At 31.6% G+C, this 18626-nt stretch carries 20 protein-coding genes; 12 read left to right on the top strand and 8 right to left on the bottom strand.

Features of this window, described 5'->3' with window-relative positions; all coding sequences use genetic code 11:
- Nucleotides 1-38 precede the first annotated feature (38 nt).
- The 7 genes from C3729_RS11410 (at nt 39) to C3729_RS11440 (ending at nt 6661) form a co-directional block, all read left to right on the top strand.
- On the top strand, nt 39-1796 hold the full coding sequence (locus C3729_RS11410) for a tetratricopeptide repeat protein (protein WP_104794274.1): 1758 nt from the start codon (nt 39-41) through the stop codon (nt 1794-1796).
- A gap of 124 nt (nt 1797-1920) precedes the next feature.
- Nucleotides 1921-2568: a response regulator gene (locus tag C3729_RS11415; protein ID WP_104794275.1), complete on the top strand. Its 648-nt coding sequence runs from the start codon at nt 1921-1923 to the stop codon at nt 2566-2568.
- A gap of 10 nt (nt 2569-2578) precedes the next feature.
- The gene (locus tag C3729_RS11420) at nt 2579-2887 is read left to right on the top strand and encodes a hypothetical protein (protein WP_104794276.1); all 309 of its coding nucleotides are present in this window, start codon (nt 2579-2581) and stop codon (nt 2885-2887) included.
- Between the two features lie 89 nt (nt 2888-2976).
- The gene (locus C3729_RS11425) at nt 2977-3687 is read left to right on the top strand and encodes a hypothetical protein (protein WP_104794277.1); all 711 of its coding nucleotides are present in this window, start codon (nt 2977-2979) and stop codon (nt 3685-3687) included.
- A 10-nt stretch (nt 3688-3697) separates the two neighbouring features.
- On the top strand, nt 3698-4603 hold the full coding sequence (locus C3729_RS11430) for a hypothetical protein (protein ID WP_133159981.1): 906 nt from the start codon (nt 3698-3700) through the stop codon (nt 4601-4603).
- A gap of 29 nt (nt 4604-4632) precedes the next feature.
- Nucleotides 4633-5853, top strand: coding sequence for a hypothetical protein (locus C3729_RS11435; protein WP_104794279.1), 1221 nt, complete (start codon nt 4633-4635; stop codon nt 5851-5853).
- Nucleotides 5854-5866: 13 nt separating this feature from the next.
- The gene (locus C3729_RS11440; RefSeq protein WP_104794280.1) at nt 5867-6661 is read left to right on the top strand and encodes a hypothetical protein; all 795 of its coding nucleotides are present in this window, start codon (nt 5867-5869) and stop codon (nt 6659-6661) included.
- Here the strand turns inward: C3729_RS11440 and C3729_RS11445 are convergent.
- Nucleotides 6651-7232, bottom strand: a complete 582-nt coding sequence (locus C3729_RS11445; RefSeq protein ID WP_104794281.1) for a DUF3109 family protein — start codon at nt 7230-7232, stop codon at nt 6651-6653. The two genes, C3729_RS11440 and C3729_RS11445, sit on opposite strands and share 11 nt — an antisense overlap.
- On the bottom strand, nt 7229-8149 hold the full coding sequence (locus tag C3729_RS11450; RefSeq protein WP_104794282.1) for a DUF6427 family protein: 921 nt from the start codon (nt 8147-8149) through the stop codon (nt 7229-7231). The genes C3729_RS11445 and C3729_RS11450 overlap by 4 nt, the downstream gene beginning before the upstream one ends.
- A gap of 42 nt (nt 8150-8191) precedes the next feature.
- On the opposite strand from C3729_RS11450, the gene C3729_RS11455 reads away from it, so the two are divergent.
- Nucleotides 8192-8425, top strand: a complete 234-nt coding sequence (locus tag C3729_RS11455; protein ID WP_104794283.1) for a DUF6341 family protein — start codon at nt 8192-8194, stop codon at nt 8423-8425.
- Between the two features lie 70 nt (nt 8426-8495).
- Here the strand turns inward: C3729_RS11455 and C3729_RS11460 are convergent, their stop codons facing one another.
- From C3729_RS11460 to C3729_RS11485, 6 genes are all read right to left on the bottom strand, one after another.
- Nucleotides 8496-8933 (bottom strand): universal stress protein, encoded by a 438-nt coding sequence (locus C3729_RS11460; RefSeq protein ID WP_104794284.1) that lies wholly within the window; start codon nt 8931-8933, stop codon nt 8496-8498.
- Nucleotides 8934-8999: 66 nt separating this feature from the next.
- Complete coding sequence (locus tag C3729_RS11465) at nt 9000-9608, bottom strand: fumarylacetoacetate hydrolase family protein (protein ID WP_104794285.1); 609 nt, start codon at nt 9606-9608, stop codon at nt 9000-9002.
- A gap of 145 nt (nt 9609-9753) precedes the next feature.
- Nucleotides 9754-10518 (bottom strand): 3'-5' exonuclease, encoded by a 765-nt coding sequence (locus tag C3729_RS11470; protein WP_104794286.1) that lies wholly within the window; start codon nt 10516-10518, stop codon nt 9754-9756.
- A gap of 37 nt (nt 10519-10555) precedes the next feature.
- Complete coding sequence (locus C3729_RS11475; RefSeq protein ID WP_104794287.1) at nt 10556-11266, bottom strand: CDP-alcohol phosphatidyltransferase family protein; 711 nt, start codon at nt 11264-11266, stop codon at nt 10556-10558.
- Nucleotides 11263-12129 (bottom strand): lysylphosphatidylglycerol synthase transmembrane domain-containing protein, encoded by an 867-nt coding sequence (locus tag C3729_RS11480; RefSeq protein WP_165785769.1) that lies wholly within the window; start codon nt 12127-12129, stop codon nt 11263-11265. Before C3729_RS11480 ends, C3729_RS11475 begins: the two co-directional genes overlap by 4 nt.
- Nucleotides 12110-13063 carry a glycosyltransferase family 2 protein gene (locus C3729_RS11485; RefSeq protein WP_104794289.1) on the bottom strand — a complete coding sequence of 318 codons (954 nt, stop codon included), beginning with the start codon at nt 13061-13063 and terminating at the stop codon, nt 12110-12112. The genes C3729_RS11480 and C3729_RS11485 overlap by 20 nt, the downstream gene beginning before the upstream one ends.
- Before the next feature lie 69 nt (nt 13064-13132).
- Between C3729_RS11485 and C3729_RS11490 the strand changes: the two genes are divergently transcribed.
- From C3729_RS11490 to C3729_RS11505, 4 genes are all read left to right on the top strand, one after another.
- Nucleotides 13133-14761 (top strand): ArnT family glycosyltransferase, encoded by a 1629-nt coding sequence (locus C3729_RS11490; RefSeq protein ID WP_104794290.1) that lies wholly within the window; start codon nt 13133-13135, stop codon nt 14759-14761.
- A 114-nt stretch (nt 14762-14875) separates the two neighbouring features.
- A complete protein-coding gene (locus C3729_RS11495; protein WP_104794291.1) occupies nt 14876-15295 on the top strand; it encodes a DUF2147 domain-containing protein in 420 nt (139 codons plus the stop codon).
- A gap of 110 nt (nt 15296-15405) precedes the next feature.
- Nucleotides 15406-16413, top strand: coding sequence for a pyruvate dehydrogenase complex E1 component subunit beta (locus tag C3729_RS11500; protein ID WP_317615416.1), 1008 nt, complete (start codon nt 15406-15408; stop codon nt 16411-16413).
- A gap of 132 nt (nt 16414-16545) precedes the next feature.
- The gene (locus C3729_RS11505) at nt 16546-18546 is read left to right on the top strand and encodes a KUP/HAK/KT family potassium transporter (protein ID WP_104794293.1); all 2001 of its coding nucleotides are present in this window, start codon (nt 16546-16548) and stop codon (nt 18544-18546) included.
- Nucleotides 18547-18626 lie beyond the last annotated feature (80 nt).

Consider the following 18626-nt stretch of genomic DNA (forward strand, 5'->3'; position numbering starts at 1 on the left):
ATAAATTTTTATAAATTTAGACTTAGAAAAGTCTCTGCATGAAATCAATTTTATCTTTTGTATTCATTTTTACACTGAGTTTGACTTTTGGGCAAAAATCAAACCATAAAAAAATAGATTCTATTAATAATCTTCCGTTTGAAGTAAGGTTAAAAGATGCCGCAATTTTAGATAAAGTTTATCTGAAAAATGCAGAGGAATCTGCTAAAATTCATTATGACTTAGGCGAAGCTAAATCTTACAGCAACCTCAGTTTGGTCTATTATTATCAAGGGAAATATGAGAAAGATTTGGCGTATTCTCTGAAAGCGATTCATATTTTCGAGAAATTAAACGACTTAGAGAATCTTTCTTTAGAATGGGGAGAATTAGGGTATAGAATGAAGAAAAGAAATCTAGCGAAAGCGATTCAGTACATGCAGAAATCTAAACAAATTGCAGAAAAAAATAACCTTCAGAAACCCTTATTGAGCATTTATAACAATTATGGTGTGCTCAAAGAAATGAAAGTAGAATATGACAGCGCACTTTTCTATTACGAAAAAGGGCTCGCCTTAAAACAAAAAATTAATGACCAAGTCGGCATTCCTTATAGTTTGAATAATATTGCAGGGGTTTTTGTGCTCAGAAAACAATTTGACAAAGCGGAGGAAAACTATCAAAAAGCCCTTGAAATCAGAAAAAAAATAAATGATACGGTAGGAATTGCAGAAAATTACTCTTACCTAGGAGATTTGCATTTGATGCAAAAAGACTTCAAAAAAGCGATTGGTTATTATCAAAAATCAACAGAAATTACAGATAAACACAAGTATTTAGGACTTTCGCAAGATTCTTATCGCAAGATTTCAGAATGTTATGAAAATTTAGGTGAACATCAAAATGCTTTGCAGAATTTCAAGAAATTTTCAGAACTCAAAGACAGCCTCATCAATCAGGAAACCAATTCTAAAATTGCCGAATTAGAGGTGAAATTTGATACCAATGAAAAAGAAAAACAACTGCTTCAGAAACAAGCCGAAGTAGAAACTTCTAGAATCAAATTTTCGGTGGCGATTGTATTTGCGATTTTAGCCACTATTATTGGCTTTCTTTTTTATCGTCAACAAAGATTGAAAAACAAGCAACAGCATCAGGAATTTGAATTGAAATCTGCAATGGCTCAAATCGAAAGTCAAAATAAATTGCAAGAACAGCGCTTGTCTATCTCCCGAGATTTGCATGATAATATTGGCGCACAATTAACTTTTATCATTTCGTCTTTAGAAAATACAAAATTTGGAATTCCGAATTTAGAAACTGCGGTAGAAAAGCGTTTAGACAAAATCAGTGACTTTACCAGAAATACGATTGTAGAACTTCGAGACACGATTTGGGCAATGAATAAAGCAGATTTCACCATGGAAGATTTGAGTTCTAGGATTTTCAATTTTGTGGAACATGCACAATCTGCCAATCAAAATATTTTGTTCAATTTTAGCATTGATGAAAATCTTAAAAACAAGAAATTTTCTTCTGTAGTAGGAGTAAATTTATACAGAACGATTCAGGAGTCCGTGAATAATGCCATGAAATATGCTAATGCCAGTCATATCGTCATCAATGCAGAAAAATTTCAGGAAGGTTTAAAAATTGAAATCAAAGACGATGGAAAAGGTTTTGACACCGAAAATGTAGATGTAGGAAACGGATTGCTCAATATGAAAAAACGAATGGAGGAAATCGGGGGGAATTTTTCCATCAATTCAGAAATCGGGAAAGGAACTAGTGTAAATGTAGAATTGCTGAAATTTTAAAGAAATAGAACTGTAGAGTTGTAGAGTGGGAGAATTGTAGAGAGGGAGAGTTGGAGATTGATTGAAAATAATTATGAAACATGAAACCCGTATCTCGTATCTCGAAACTAATAAATAATATACCATGATAAAAATAGCGATAGTAGACGATAATCTTTTTTTGCAAAAAACGGTTCAAGAGAAACTGTCTTTTTTTGAAGATGTAGAAATCAAATCGAAATCTCTGAACGGAAAAGAATTGCTCCAAAAATTAGAAAAAAACTCCAACTTAGATTTGATTTTGATGGATATAGAAATGCCAGAAATGAATGGAGTAGAAACAACTGCCGAAGTAAAAAAGCGTTATCCGCACATCAAAATTTTAATGCTTACGGTTTTTGATAATGATGAAAAAATTTTTAAATCCATCAAAGCTGGAGCTGATGGTTATCTGCTGAAAGAAATTAATCCTCAAGAATTGTATAATTCCATCAAAGAAACGCTTTCTGGAGGCGCTGCAATGACGCCATCTATCGCGCTGAAAACATTGAAATTGCTCAGAGAACCTCAGGTTTTCGAAACGGAAGAAGAAAAAGAAAAAATTACACTTACTGCAAGAGAAATTCAGGTTTTGGAGCAATTGAGCAAAGGATTAAAATATGATGCTATTGCAGAAAATCTCATCCTTTCTAAAGGAACGATTAGAAAGCATGTGGAGAATATTTATGCTAAATTACAGGTTCATAATAAGTTAGAAGCAGTGCAGATTGCTAAGAAGAATAAATTAATTTAAATAGTACACCATGAAAAAGCTTCTCTATTTCTTGTCATTAATACTTGTTACCACTATTTCTGCACAAAATTCTAAAGATGCAGTTTTGAAAGTAAATGGCAAACCAATCGCTGCAAAATCTATTCAAAAAGTAGATACTACAAAAGTGAAAATCGGCAAAAAAGTTTCGAAGCAGAAATTAGATTCTACTTTTGATTTAACCATTTATGCTGTGAAAGAAGTTTATCGCAGAAACCCTATAGTAACGCTATTTTTCGCAATTATGGTTATAATAGGAATGTTCAAGATTTTTAAAAATTTTGGAAAAACCAAAGAGTAATATTAACTAAAGTTCTTAAAAAGATACGATTTTATTCGTATTTACTTGCCTATTTCTTCCGAGTATTTTTACAAAAAAAAAATTAAACTATGAGAAGAAAATTTATTTTATCTGCTGTTTCAGCATTTATGATTTCGGCATTTACTTTTGCGCAAGAAGGCAATAATTCTGTAAAATTTAACTTAGGAACTTCTTTTTCTAAACCTGGTGATGAACTGGCAACGGTAGCAATGGATGGTAAAAACATGCAACTCTCCGTAAGTGCAGAAGCTGCAAGATTTTTGAGTTACAAGAAAGATTCTAAATTGGGATTTAGAATTGCAGCAGTGGTAGGTTATGACAATACACACATTCTTTCTAGTGATGCGATTACTCAAATTAAGACGTCTATTCCGAATATTAAAGGAAGAATTTATCCTTTGTGTTTTAAAGGTTCTGCTTTTGATTTTGCAGGATTAGTAACCAAAGAAAAAGATTTGGGAATTGGTTTTTTGGATATTCCTGTGTATTTAATCTTAATTTCTACGGTGAATAGTTTACACTTTGATTATGGAGTTGGTTTTGGAAAACTCAAAGAATCCTCAAATATTTATGATGATAGTTTTGTAGAAACCACTACCAATAGAACCATGAATTATTTTGGTTGGGGATTTCAGCCTGTTATTTACAATTCTGAAAACGAAAAATGGTCTGTAAATGCGATGTTTGATTTCGGGAAATTTAAATGGACGAACGGAAACGGAAACACATCGTCTTTTAAAATGAGTACAGTAGGATTTGGTGCTCAATATCATTTTTAATTTTTTCAATATGATTAAGAAAATTTTCGTTCCAGTTTTTGTTTTGTTTTTCGCAGTCTTTTTTGCTCAAACCGAAAAATACAAAGCATCAGATTATTCACTGCTCAATAATGTAAAAAGCTATAATACATTTGTTTACAAGTACGATGTAGAATTAGGTAAATATTTCGTCATCGAAAAACACATCAGAATTTTTGAAAAAGGTTTGCTAAAATATGATTATGTTTTGGATAATTATTTGGATAGATTTACTCAAATCAAAAGATATACATATAATGCTCAAAATCAATTGATTTCTATAGAAACAGCGGATGATTATGAGAAGCCTCAATACTATCCTTACGAAGATTTTTTCTATGAAAATGGCAAATTGTCAAAAATTTCTGAAGTTTTAGGTAACAAAAGAATTTTTACAGATTTCAGTTATGATAAAAAAGGAAGAATTCTTAAGGAAAAAAGATATCAAGATGATAAATTGGTGTTGTCTACTGTAGATTATCATTACACTTCTGATAAAAATTTCACTACCAAAAAAGTGGTTTTTATTAATGACAATTCTAGAAAAATGGTAGACGCTGTTTATCAAAATAATTTGAAAATTTCAGAAGAAATAGACGACCCTGCTGCTAAAATTTCTTACACTTATCAGTATGACAAAAACGGAAATGAAGTGATGAAAAGTGATATGACAACAAGTTTTGATAGTCATTACGTTTACGGAAAAACTGGTGCCATTCTGAAATCCAAAAAAACAGAGTATGATGATTTAGAATTTGACATCGTTAATTATTTTGAATTTTCTGAAATTACTTACGAAGATGGTTCTACAGAAGGAAGCAGAGTTTTTGATAAAGAATTTGCTAAATCTTTCAATATGAGTGTTTTATCTTATGATTTTATAGATGATTTAAAGTAATTATTTTATATTTGGAATAAACATATACCATGATGAAAAAAATAATTCAACTTTTAGTGCTTTTGTTCGTGCAATTTTCTTTTGCACAACAAGATAATGTGGTAAAATTTCTCTCCGAAAACTGGGGCGTCAATAAAGATGTAGCAAAAATAGAAGAAGTGAAGTATTCTGTTGGCTTTACTTCTGGAAAATTTGAACCAAGAGAAACCAAAATTTATACCTTCAAAAACGGAAAAGTAATTTCTATAGAAACACAATATTCTAAAGATAAAGTAATAGAAACTTTTGAATATAATACCAAAGGAAAACCTACAAAATTCACTTATATTTCTACTGGAACAGATAAAGCCAGTGAAAATGTTTCTACATTTATATACGATAAAAAAGGAAATTTAATAGAAATAAAACCTTCTAATCCTAGATTTCATTGGCATTATAAATATCAATATAAATCTAATGGAACACCTTCTGTAATTGAAATTTTTAAAGATGGAACACTTTCTGAAAAAGATATTATCACTTCTTATCAAGACGAGAAAAACTTTACTTATATTTATGAAAATTATTCTACAACTGATGGTAAAAAGGTTTTTGAACTAAAAGAAAGTTTAGTAAACGGACAAAAACCAAAGAACAAAGAATATTGGATTGAAGGAAAAGATCAATTCGGAAATGTTTTTAGAATAAGAGAAAATCATATAGTTTTAGGAAGATTTTATTACTCTCGAAAACTAACTTACACAAACGGAGAAACCACTGGAAGTACAGAATATAATCCCTATTTCACAGAAGGAATTAATGGAGATATTACTCAACTTCCAGAAAATAAAAACCCTAAATCGAGTTACAAAATTAGATTAGGCGAAGACGGAAAATTTAAAATGGAGAATCAAGCAAATCAGCCTATTCCAGATTTAAGTAAAGGTTTTATCAGTCCAAACAAAACAGATTTCATTTATTTTGACCCTAATAATGGAGAAGTTGCATTGGTGAAAGATATGAAACCTAGTGAAGATTTCGTGACGATGAAGCCTTATAATGTGCCTTCTAAAAGATATATTGTCATCAATAATGATTATCAATTCATCATTTTTGATAACGGAAAACAAATCGATACTTCTAATATGAAATTGGCTCAAGATATGGGAAATTTAGTTATTCAAGAAAATGGTGTGGCTAAATATTTTGTTCCGAATTTGGACAAACTTACTTTCTTGAAGTTTTATCCGCTTTATATTTTGGCGCTTTAAAAATTTTGAAAACATGAAACAAATAACATTTTTCACCATAATTATTTCCATTTTCGGATTTTCTCAAGAAAAACTCACCACTCAAGATTTTGGCTTGCATAAAAATACCGAAACTGTGATTTCTAAACAATATTGGGAAGATGACCAATCGAATATAGTTTTTACAGAAGAATTGAAATTCTACAATACATTTTTAGAAGAGAAAAAAAACAAAGATGGAGATTATGTTACCGTGAAAAAATATTACTACAATATTGATAATTTATTGGTGAAAATAGAAACGGAGCATCTTAATTCTGGCGAGAAAGAAAAAGAGGTTTTTCACTATAAAAATCTTCAGTTGCAGAATTCTGAACTTTGGATGCATGGTAAAATGTTTTCTAAAACTCAATATTTCTATGACAAGAATAATAGATTGATAAAAGAAATAGAAAAAGATGCTAAAAATAAAGTGAGCAGAATAGTAGAGTACAAAAACTACAAAAATGATGATTCTTTCACCAAATTGATAAAGGATTTTCAAAATGGAAAAGTGTTAGAAACCACCGAAGAAATTTATGAAAATAAATTATTGGTAGAAGCCAATTATGAAATGTACAACCTGAAAACCAATGTTAAAAATACTTATAATAAAGAAGGTTGGATTGTAAAAGAAGTGTTCAGCAATAGTGAAGTGGTAGAAAATACCTTTACTTATGAGGTAGATGAGAAGGGAAATCCTACTAAAGTTACCAAAACCAATTCCCAGAATCAAGGAAATTATGTTTTGGTAATCAATAATACATATTCTACTTTTCCTACGAATTAAATTCGCGTTCCCATTCTTCTGCAGCTTCGCAAAGGGTTTTGTAAAAATCTTCGCCGTACTTTCTAATCAGTGGCGTTTTCAAGAATTTATAAACAGGAACTTGCAATTCTTTACCTAAGGTACAAGCGTCGCTACAAACGTCCCATTCATGATAATTGATTGCAGAAAAATTTCTGTATTCTGTTACTCTAATCGGATAAAGGTGACAAGAAATAGGTTTTTGCCAATCTACAACTCCGTCTTCGTATGCTTTTTCGATTCCACATTTGGTGATGCCTTTTTCATCAAAAATTACATAAGCGCATTCTCCACCATTTACGAGTGGCGTTACCAAGTCGCCATCAATATCAGTAACGTGTGTTCCTTGTTGCTCTATGGCAACTATTCCTTCTGGTCTAAGATAACTTTTAATTTTTGGATAAATTCTTTCCAAAATTTCAGTCTCATTTTTGTCAAGCGGAGCTCCCGCATCTCCTTCTACACAGCAGATTCCTTTGCATTTGCTGAGGTTACATACAAATTCTTCAGAAAAAATATCTTCAGAAATTAATTTATCATCTATTTGAATCATAATCTTATTAGTTCGTCTAAATCTATATAAGTAGTAAGTTTAAAAAGTAATAAAGTGAGAATAATTATCCATACACCGAATTCTTTCATCCAATATTTTTTCAAAAATCTCAAGGCTCTAGAAAGGATAATCACATTCGGTAAAACCAATAAAAGTAAATATTCATAATTTTTGCCCATGTAAAGAAAAACAGTGACCAATTGTGCCAAGAAAAACAAGAGCATAAACGTATACTTAAATTTACTCGAAGGACTTTTTTTATTAAAGTTGGCAAAATGATCCATTACAGCATACAAAACGTATAAAGCAACGGGTAAAAGAAAGTATAATGGATAGTAATCTTGCATGAGTGAGTTTTCTACATAAGGAATATAACTTTCGTCAAAATCATGATAACCAATAAGATACATCACACCAAAATAAGTTCCAAAAACCAATGTATTGCCAAAAAATAATCTGAAAATATTCAGCGAAATATGATCTGAAGTAGAAATAAGGTGAATCAACACGAAAATAAACATAGGCCAAGTTGTAGGCAAAAACAAGAAATTCACCGCCAAAATTGCTCCAATGATTAGGTATGAATTTTTCCTTACTTCATCTTGATTGCTTGTCAATAAAACCATTACAAAAGAATTGGTAAAGAGTGACATTGCAATTCCTATGTCTAGACTTCCTGGATATAATGCAAACACAAAAAAGGTATATAGAAAAAGAGGAAGATGAGTATTGTAATTCAGGCCAATAGCGTTAAAAAGAAAATATCCTAAAGCAAATCCGCAAAACGTAATAATGCTAGAAAAAACACCTAACGTTTTGAAATCCAATATATTAAATGATATGATCAAAAGAAATAAAAAAAATATATAGACAGGAATCGAAAAAATATTGCTTTCTTTTGATAGTAATCTGAACATTTTTATTAATTTTGTGCAAAGTTAATTTAAAATAAGAAAAAAATGACGTCTTTTTGGTTATTCTTAAGTGATTTGTTCAAATGGTCTTTCGGATTCTATGATTTCGCAGGAAACGTATTGAACTGGATTCTATTTATTGTAGCTAGTGCTTTATTTTGCTATTGGTGTTATGTTTTAGTAACTACATTAGGGAACAATAAAGATAAAGAATATTATTCACCTACAGAAGGTAAATTCCCATACTACAACCCAGAATTACACACTAAAGAAGATTAATCAGATTTCTTAACAATATAAAATCCCGAAATTGTAAAATTTCGGGATTTTTTTATTCTATTTGTTAAAATTAATTGTGACAAGGAACTACTAGAACAGGAATGGTAGATTTTTTGGTGATATCTTTGGTAAGACTTCCTACGAAAACATCGTAAATGCCGCTTCTTCCATGGCTTCCCATGACGATGTAGTTCGCCTTTTTGTCTTTAGCATATTCTAAAATAATTTCAGCAGCGATGCCTTGTTTAAGTAAATGTTCACAAGCTACACCTTTTGCTTCTATTCTTTTTTCAATTTCATTCAACTCGGCGAGTTCTTCAGAAATTTCAGATTTTTCTATCTCTGGGAAATATTGAAATCCCATATCTCCTATAGCAAAACCTATATCTGCAGGAGCTACGTGTATTAAATAAATTTTTCCGGCTATTTCTTTTGCAAAATCTACAGCGCCTTCTACAAGAGTATCTGTAGTGTCAGAAAAATCGATAGGTAAAATAATATTTTTCATGATATGCTTTTAAAACACTACTAATTTACAATTTTTTAGCGGGAAATAAAAGCTTTTCGGCATGATTTATTGTATGCGCAGACTATAAACCTTTTCGCTTTCTAGAAACATTTCTAGTTCATCGTTCTCTGATACCTTTCCTACACCTTTTGGCGTTCCTGTGAAAATTAAATCTCCTACTCTTAAAGTGAAGTACTGAGAGACAAAAGCAATAATATCATCTGGCGAAAACATCATCAGATTGGTATTGCCATCTTGTACAGTCTCTTTATTTTTTTGAAGTTGAAATTTCAAATTTTTTAAATCAAAATTTTCTTTTGGGAAAAAATCAGAAACTACAGCACTTCCGTCAAAACCTTTCGCCAATTCCCAAGGAAGTCCTTTTCCTTTGAGCTGAGATTGTAAATCTCTAGCCGTAAAATCTATTCCAAGCGCAATTTCGTCATAATGTTTAGGTGCATTTTCTTTTTGGATGTATTTTCCACCTTTAGAAATTTTGAGTACCACTTCTAATTCGTAGTGCACATCATTAGAAAATTCTGGAATGTAAAAATCACTGCCTTTTTTGAGAACAGCAGTATCTGGTTTCATAAAAATAACAGGATTTTCTGGAATTTCATTTCCTAATTCTTTCGCGTGTTCTGCGTAATTTCTTCCTATGCAAATGATTTTCATTTTGTTAGATATTAGATGTTGGGTGATGGATGTTTTTGCGTCGTTAAAATTTTTAAAAACGTTTAGCTATTTGTCTAAAATTACAAAAATCTGCGTTCTCTGCGTAAATCTTTGCGCCATCGCGTGAAAAATTTTGTGAAAAATCTTAAAACTTACTTCTCAACTGAATTTTAGTCAAAACTTTCTTGGTATAAAGCGGGAAATCAGCATTCTGAATCCAACCGAAATATCCTACATCTTTCGTGAAGACATCTTTCACTTTTTGACCTTTGTATTTTCCGAAAGTGAAAATTTCTTCGTCTTTATCATCGAAGGCGATAAATCCTGCCAAATCTGCAAATTTATTATGGAATGAAAACTCGCTTAAAGCAGCAATATCATTCGGTAAATCTGCATATTTTTCGATTTGAGCATCCAGAACTTCGAAGGTTGCCAGTGTATCTGCTTCCGCAGAATGTGCATTTTCTAGAGATTTTCCGCAATAAAATTGGTACGCTGCACTTAGATTTCTAGGTTCCATTTTGTGGAAAATGGTTTGTGCGTCAATTGGTCTGTGTTTAGATAAATCAAAATCATAACCAGCTCTCAACAATTCTTCCGCCAAAAGAGGAATATCAAATCTATTCGAATTAAAACCTCCTAAATCAGAATCCTTAATCATGTCAATAATTTTCGGAGCCAATTCTTTAAAAGTAGGAGAATCTTTTACATCTTCATCAGAAATTCCGTGAATAGCAGTAGCTTCTGCAGGAATAGGCATTTCTGGATTTACATACCAAGTTTTGCTTTCTCTAGAAGCATCTGGAAAAACTTTTAAAATGCAGATTTCTACAATTCTGTCTTTAGAAATATTGATTCCAGTAGTTTCTAAATCAAAGATACAGAGTGGTTTATGGAGTTTTAAATTCATAAAATTTATTTTGGTAGGGACAAGTCGCGACTTGTTCTTACATTTGTTTTTGAAAAATTAGGGAAACGATTATATAAAAAACGATAACCATAGGGATTCCTGCCAATCCTAAAATTGAAATTAGTAGAATTCCGCCCAAAAGTAAGATGAGTTTTGGGTAATTATCTTTCAGTTTCATCGATTTAAATTTAAGCGCAATCATTTTAATGGGACTGATAAGTAACCAACAGCTTGCTGCGATGAGTCCTACCAAAAATACAGGATTTTCAAACGTTCGCCAGAACATTCCTGTTTCTTGAAATGCGTAATACATTCCGAAAAGTAAAACCGTATTACTCGGTGTGTTGAGTCCTTTAAAATAATAGCTTTGCTCTTCATCTAAATTAAAAATAGCCAATCTGAGACATGAAAATAAAGCCACGAAAAGCCCTAAATATTTCAACTGAAATGGCAATTCGAAATCCATAAACTGATTTCCGAAACCTTCCAATGCTTTAAACATCGTTACACCAGGCAAAAGTCCGAAACTTACCATGTCTGCTAGAGAATCTAATTGTGCGCCGAGATTAGAATTGGCTTTAAGCGCTCTTGCTACAAATCCGTCTAAAAAGTCTAAAACCAAAGAAATGATGATGCAAATTGCGGCAACTTTATAATTTCCTTCTACTAAATTGATAACACCGATGCTTCCCGAAAATAAATTCCCGAGAGTGAAAGCATTGGCTAAATTATTTTTTATAAAATTCATGGCGTTTCAGTAAGTTTCAAATTTAACTTTCTTATTTGAAATATCACTCCAAAAAGTGAAAAAAATGCAGTAATCATTGTAAAAAGTAAAGACGCAGAAACTGAAATTTCTGGCTGAAAACTGAACCACTTAGACGCTTGTAAAAAAAGCATTTCTCTCACTCCAATTCCTGCAAAAGAAATTAAACTGAGCACAGAACTTGCCAAAAATACTACCGCGTAAATGGTGAAATTGTCAGTTACATCTAAACTTTTTAATAAAAATATAAAACTGATGACTTGTAAAATTTGGACTAAAAATGAATAGGAAAAAGCTTTAAAAAAAACTTTGGTGTAAGTAGAAAAAAGCTTTTTAGTTAAAAAATAAGTAAAGAAAAATCCCACCACTAAAAGCACAAATAAGATGGGGAAGAATTTAGCTTCCAGTAAATTGAATGAAAATACTAAAATCAATACGCAGATTCCCAAAAGTCCGCTTAATCGGTCATTAAAAAGCGATGAGGTAATTTTTTTGGCACTCCAACCAAAATTTTTATGCAAAAGATAGACTTTGTAAGCGTCTCCACCAATTCCACCTGGAATGAAAAAATTATAGAACATTCCCAAAAAATAGAGTTCTAAATTGCTTCTGAAACTCAAATGGAAATCATTGGCTTTAAAATAGAGTTCAAGTCTTTTGGTAGAAATAATTTGGGAAGCCAAAAAGAGAATAGCAGCCATCACGAGATAAAAAACATTCGTTTTTGCCCATAAAACGGTTACTTCCCGAAAAGGGATTTTCTGAAAAACGAAATACAACAAAGCTATGCTAATGAAAATTTTAGCAAAGTTGATGAGTAGTTTTTTAAGATTGACTTTCTCCAAATGTTGTGATATTTCTGATGTTAAAAGGTCTTTTTTCTTGAGATTCGTAGTAGGTTTTCATCAACATGTCTACAATAATTCCTGTGGTGAAAAACTGAATGCCAATGAAAATAAGTAAAACACCTAGGATTAATAAAGGTCTTCCGCCAATGTCATTTCCTAAAATTTTGAGAGCCAATAAATAAATATTAACCAAAACTCCCAATGTAAAAGTGATTAAACCAATATTTCCGAAAAGATAAATCGGTTTAGAAAGGTATTTTTTATTGAATAAAACCAAAAGCAAGTCATTAATCACCTTGAAAGTTCTGTTCATTCCGTATTTAGAAACGCCATGTTGTCTTGGGTGATGCTTTACGGGAATTTCTGTAATTTTAGCACCATTTAAATGCGCCATTAAACTAATAAATCTATGGTTTTCGCCGTAAAGATTCAGTTCTTTTGCCGTTTCATTGGTGAAAACTTTCAGTGCACAACCTTGGTCAGAAATATTGAGTTTTGTAGATTTTTTGATGATGAAATTCGCAATTTTTGAAGGAATGGTTCTGATGGAAGAATCTTTTCTTTTTTGACGTTTCCCTACCACCAAATCGAAATTTCCGTTTTCTAATAGCTCTACCATTGCTGGGATATCTGAAGGATCATTTTGCAAATCACCATCAAGTGTAATTACATAATCACCAGTTGCATAATCGAAACCAGCCATCATCGCAGAACTCTGTCCGTAATTTTTTTTGAGCTCAATCAACACTACATTTGGATGTTTTTTTTCTTTGATTTCTTGTATGGTTTTATCCGTAGAATTGTCGTCTATTAAGATGAGTTCGTAGTGATATCCATTCATAGCATCAGAAATTCTGTCAATTAAAATTTCTGCATTTCCTTCTTCGTTATACATAGGAATAACGAGAGAGTAGAATTTATTTTTATCCATTGTAGCGCTTGATTTGTTACCTTTGCAAAGCAAATTTTTGCAAAAATACTAAAAAACCTGATTTTTATAATGAATCAAAATCAATTACTTTCTAGAAATCAAATCTTTTTTCTTTTTGTAGGCTTTGTTTTGGTGTACTTAGTAGGGCTATTTATTCCACTCATGGAAAATGATTCTGCTCAACATGCTACAATGGCGATGAGAATGACCAATTCTGGCAATTTTCTAGAAATTTATAAAGGAGATAATCCTTATCTAGACAAACCGCACTTGCATTTTTGGCTCGCAGCTTTATCGATGAAAATTTTTGGAATTAATCATATTGCTTATAGAATTCCAGCGATTTTATGCTTGTTTTTAGCGGCTTTTTCTGTAAAAAAGATTGCTGATTTATTGTATAAAAACGAAAATCTAAGTTATACCGCCTCACTGATATTTTTAGCGTCACAAACGATTATTCTTTCTGCACACGATGTAAGAACAGATGCTGTTTTGACGGGTTTTATTGCGCTTTCTATTTGGCAGTTTTTAGCTTTTATCAAAACACAAAAAATCAGCAATGTTATTTTAGCAGGTTTTTTTACAGCATTGGCTTTTTCTTCAAAAGGTTTGATGGCGATTGTGATTATAGGATTTTCGATATTTTCTTATTTGCTGTATTCTAGAGAATGGCTGAAATTTTTTAATGTGAAAATCATTTTTGCCGCGCTCAGTTTCGGAGGGGGGATTTTGCCGATTTTGTACGCGTATTATCATCAATTTGGAAACGAAGGTGTAGAATTTATTCTATTTAATCAAAGTGTAAATCGTTTACAAGCCAAAGGTTTTGAGCAGAATAGTCCTGATTATTCTTTCTTTTTTCACACATTGCTTTGGGCGTTTTTACCTTTTTCAATCGCATTTTACACGGGTGTTTTTGAAAGAACTAAAAATTTGATTCAAGAAAGATTTAAAAAAGTAGAAGGCGTAGAGTTTTTAACTTTAGGCGGATTCTGGTTGGTGATGTTGGTATTTAGTTTTTCTAAATTTAAGTTGCCTCATTATTTAAACGGACTAATTCCCATTATTTCGGTTTTTACCGCTTCTTATATTTTTGAAATTTTCGAAAAAAATCAATGGAAAAAAGCCAGAGTTTTTTGGGTGATTCAGTTGGTGGTTATTTCGGTAAGTTTAGTAGGCGTTTTACTGCTCACGTATTATTTTACTGGAATTCATGAAGTGGTTTTATTTGTGGTAGGCTTGTTTTTTGTGGGAACTTTACTGCTTTACATTTTCAAAAAAGAAAATATGGTGAGAAGATGGGTTTTGGTCTCATTGCTTTTTGCTATAACCATTAATATTTTTCTCAATTCGCAGTTTTATCCTGTTTTGACGCAATATCAAGGTGGTTTAAAAATGGCTCAATATTTTGAAAAAAAACAAGTTTCAACCCAAAATCTTTTCATGCCGAAAGATTATGAAATTTGGTCTTTTGATTTTTATACTCAACAAAACACGCCTCGAAAAGAGGTTTCTCTGTTGAAAAAAGGAGATAGAGTTCTGGTATACGAAAATGATTTACAAAATATTACACAACCGTATAAAATTCTTCATCAGGAAACGCATTTTAAAATTACTAAACTTTCCCTAAAATTTCTGAATCCTAAAACCAGAAATGAAAAGTTGAAAAAGCTTTATTTATTAGAGATATTAAACTAGTGTTTAATTTTCTGAATTTTGGCACCTGCTTTGTTATTAGTATGATAAGAATAACAATAAATTTGTTGTTTAACAAAAAATATTTACTTTTAACAAAAATTTAAAATTAGAAACATGAAAAAATTAGCATTCGCATTTTTCGCTTTATTCTTCAGTGTTCTTTCATATGCTCAAATAGAAGGGAAATGGAAAACAATTGATGATGAAACAGGGAAGCCTAAATCTATCGTAGAAATTTTCAAAAAATCAGACGGTAAATATTATGGCAAAATTGTACAATTATTACAAAAACCAGAAAATAACAACTGTGTAAAATGTACAGATGACAGAAAAAATAAGCCGTTAGTTGGTTTAGAAATCATCAGAGGTTTAAAGAAAGACGGTTCAGAATTTACTGATGGAACCATTACAGATCCTAAAAAAGGAAAAACGTACAATTGTACTGTGACAAGAAGTGGTGATAAACTGAATGTAAGAGGTTACGTAGGAATCTCATTAATCGGTAGAAACCAAACTTGGCATAGAGTAGATTAATCTATTTTATAGATAAAAACAAACGAGACACGTCCTAAAAGATGTGTCTTTTTTATTTGTTGACTAAAGTAATAATTGATACATAATAGTTTGATAAAAATTCCTTAAATTTGCAACTCAACAAATTAATCAAAATGAAAGAAGTACAATTTCGTGAGGCTATCTGTGAAGCAATGAGCGAAGAAATGCGTAAAGACGAATCGATATATCTCATTGGCGAAGAAGTAGCAGAATATAACGGAGCTTATAAAGCTTCAAAAGGAATGTTAGCAGAATTTGGTCCAAAAAGAGTAATAGATGCACCAATTGCAGAATTAGGTTTTGCTGGGATTTCTGTAGGAGCTGCAATGAACGGAAATAGACCAATTGTAGAGTTTATGACTTTTAATTTTTCTTTGGTAGCTATTGACCAAATTATTTCTAATGCTGCTAAAATGTACCAAATGAGTGCAGGGCAGTGGAATGTTCCTATCGTTTTTCGTGGGCCTACTGGTTCTGCAGGTCAATTAGGAGCTACTCACTCTCAAGCTTTTGAAAGCTGGTATGCAAACTGCCCAGGTCTTAAAGTAATTGTTCCTTCTAATCCATATGATGCAAAAGGATTATTAAAATCTGCAATTAGAGATAATGATCCTGTAATTTTCATGGAATCTGAACAGATGTACGGAGACAAAATGGAAATTCCAGAAGAAGAATACTACATCCCAATTGGTAAAGCTGATATCAAAAAAGAAGGTAAAGATGTGACTTTGGTTTCTTTTGGTAAAATCTTAAAATTAGCAATGCAAGCAGCAGCTGATTTAGAGCAAGAAGGAATTTCTGTAGAAGTAATAGACTTAAGAACAATTCGTCCGCTAGATTATGAGACAGTTCTTAATTCTGTACAAAAAACCAATAGATTAGTAGTTCTAGAAGAAGCGTGGCCATTTGGTTCTGTAGCTTCAGAAATTACTTACATGGTTCAGCAGAAAGCATTTGATTATTTAGATGCACCAATTAAGAGAATTACAACTCCAGATGCACCTGCTCCATATTCAGCAGCGTTATTTGCAGAGTGGTTCCCGAAATTAGAAAAAGTAAAACAAGAGATTAAAAACGTTTTATACGTAAAATCTTAAAACTTTAATCATATTTTAAAAAAGCGCAATCATTTTTGGTTGCGCTTTTTTAATTTCATGTAAAATTTTCTTAGGAAAAAGTATTTCCTCTAGAAATTAGATTAAATTTGCATTTATTTTTAAACTTGAAAAATGTCAGACGTTTTAGCTGGAGGTCATCATTTTGACACCAAAAAATTAACTTTCATAGGAGTTTTAGTTTCATTAGGAATCGTTTTCGGAGATATTGGTACCTCACCATTGTATGTAATGAGTGCCATCATTAAATCTGGAAAAGAAGCTAAAATGATTTCTGAAGAATATATAGAAGGAGCACTTTCTTGTATTATTTGGACGCTCACGCTGCAAACCACCATCAAATATGTTCTTATTTCCCTTAGAGCTGATAACAAAGGGGAAGGTGGGATTTTAGCGTTGTTTTCTTTGGTGAAAAAAATGAAAACAAAATGGTTGTATCTCGTTGCAATTATAGGAGCGTCTGCGTTAATTGCAGATGGGGTAATCACGCCTTCTCTTACGGTAATGGCTTCTATAGAAGGTCTTAAGCAAATCAAAGGATTAGATTTAGGAATCAATTCTATTCTAGCAATGACTTCTGTAATTCTGGTCATTATCTTCGTAGTTCAGCAATTTGGAACCAGTTTTATTGGAAAGTTTTTCGGACCAGTAATGGTGATTTGGTTCTTGTTTTTAGGAGGATTCGGTGTGGTGAATTTAATGGAACATCCAGAAATTGTAAAATCATTTAATCCTTATTACGCCTATAAATTAATCGTAACTTCTCCGAGTGCGATTCTTATTTTAGGAGCGGTATTTCTTTGTACTACAGGAGCAGAAGCTTTGTATTCAGATTTAGGACACTGCGGTTATAAAAATATTAGAGTGAGTTGGGTTTTTGTAAAAATCATGTTAATTCTAAACTATTTAGGTCAAGGTGCATGGTTACTAAATAACTATGGAATGGTTTTCACGGGAACCAATCCTTTCTTCGGAATGTTACCACATTATTTAATTATTCCAGCCGTAATTTTGGCAACAGCAGCGGCAATTATTGCTTCTCAAGCATTAATTACAGGTTCATTTACTATTTTTTCAGAAGCAATGTCTCTTAACTTTTGGCCGTTCCAACAGATTCAATATCCTTCTGGTTTAAAAGGTCAAATGTATATTCCAAGAATCAATTGGGGTTTACTTATTTTCTGTCTAATTGTAGTATTCTATTTCAAAGAATCTGTACATATGGAAGCAGCTTATGGTTTATCTATTACGGTAACCATGATGATGACTACCATTTTATTGATTGCATGGTTGTGGAGAAATAGAGTGAATAAACTTTTTATAGGAATTTTTGCCTTGGTTTATTTGTCTATAGAAATAGGATTTTTCAGTGCCAACATCATTAAATTCTTCGAAGGTGGTTGGATTACCGTTTTCTTAGCAGGTTTTGTGGCAGTTTGTATGTACGCTTGGTTTAATGGTAGAATGATTAAGCAAAATTTTATCAAGTTTGTAAAACTGAAAGATTATGTTTCTACAATTAAAGATATTAAACTAGATGAGTCTATTCCTAAATATGCAACCAATTTAGCATTTTTGAGTAGAGCGAAGAAAGAGGATGAGGTGGAATCTAAAATTATTTACTCTATCATGCGCTCTCAGCCAAAAAGAGCAGACCATTATTTTATTTTAAATATCATCAACCAAGAAGATCCTTTTACCTATAAATATTCTATTGATGAGGTAATGCCAGGAACGGTTTATAAAGTGAATTTCCTTTTAGGATTCAAAATTGATAGAAAAATCAATGATTATTTCAATCAAGTGTTGTTTGATATGATGAAAGAAGGCATTATTCCTGATAGAAGTAGCCATCCTTCTCTTAGAAATCATAATATTCCGCCAGATTTAAAATATGTGATTATTGACAATGTTTATATCAATGACTTCTTATTGACGGTAAAAGAAAAAATTACCTTGAATATCTATAATTTCGTGAAATATATCGGTAGTAGTGATTTCAAAGCGTATGGTTTAGCACCGCATAATGTTTTGGTAGAATCTGTACCGCTTATCAATAATCCGATTAGAGAGAAAAAAATTATTTTAGAAGAGTTTAAACGTTACGATTCTTAATATAAAATGAAAACCTCAAGCAATTGAGGTTTTTAGATTTTGTCTCTCATTAAAATTTACCTTTTATTAGTTAAAAATTA

It is taken from the genome of Cloacibacterium normanense, assembly GCF_002943105.1.
Lineage (GTDB): Bacteria > Bacteroidota > Bacteroidia > Flavobacteriales > Weeksellaceae > Cloacibacterium.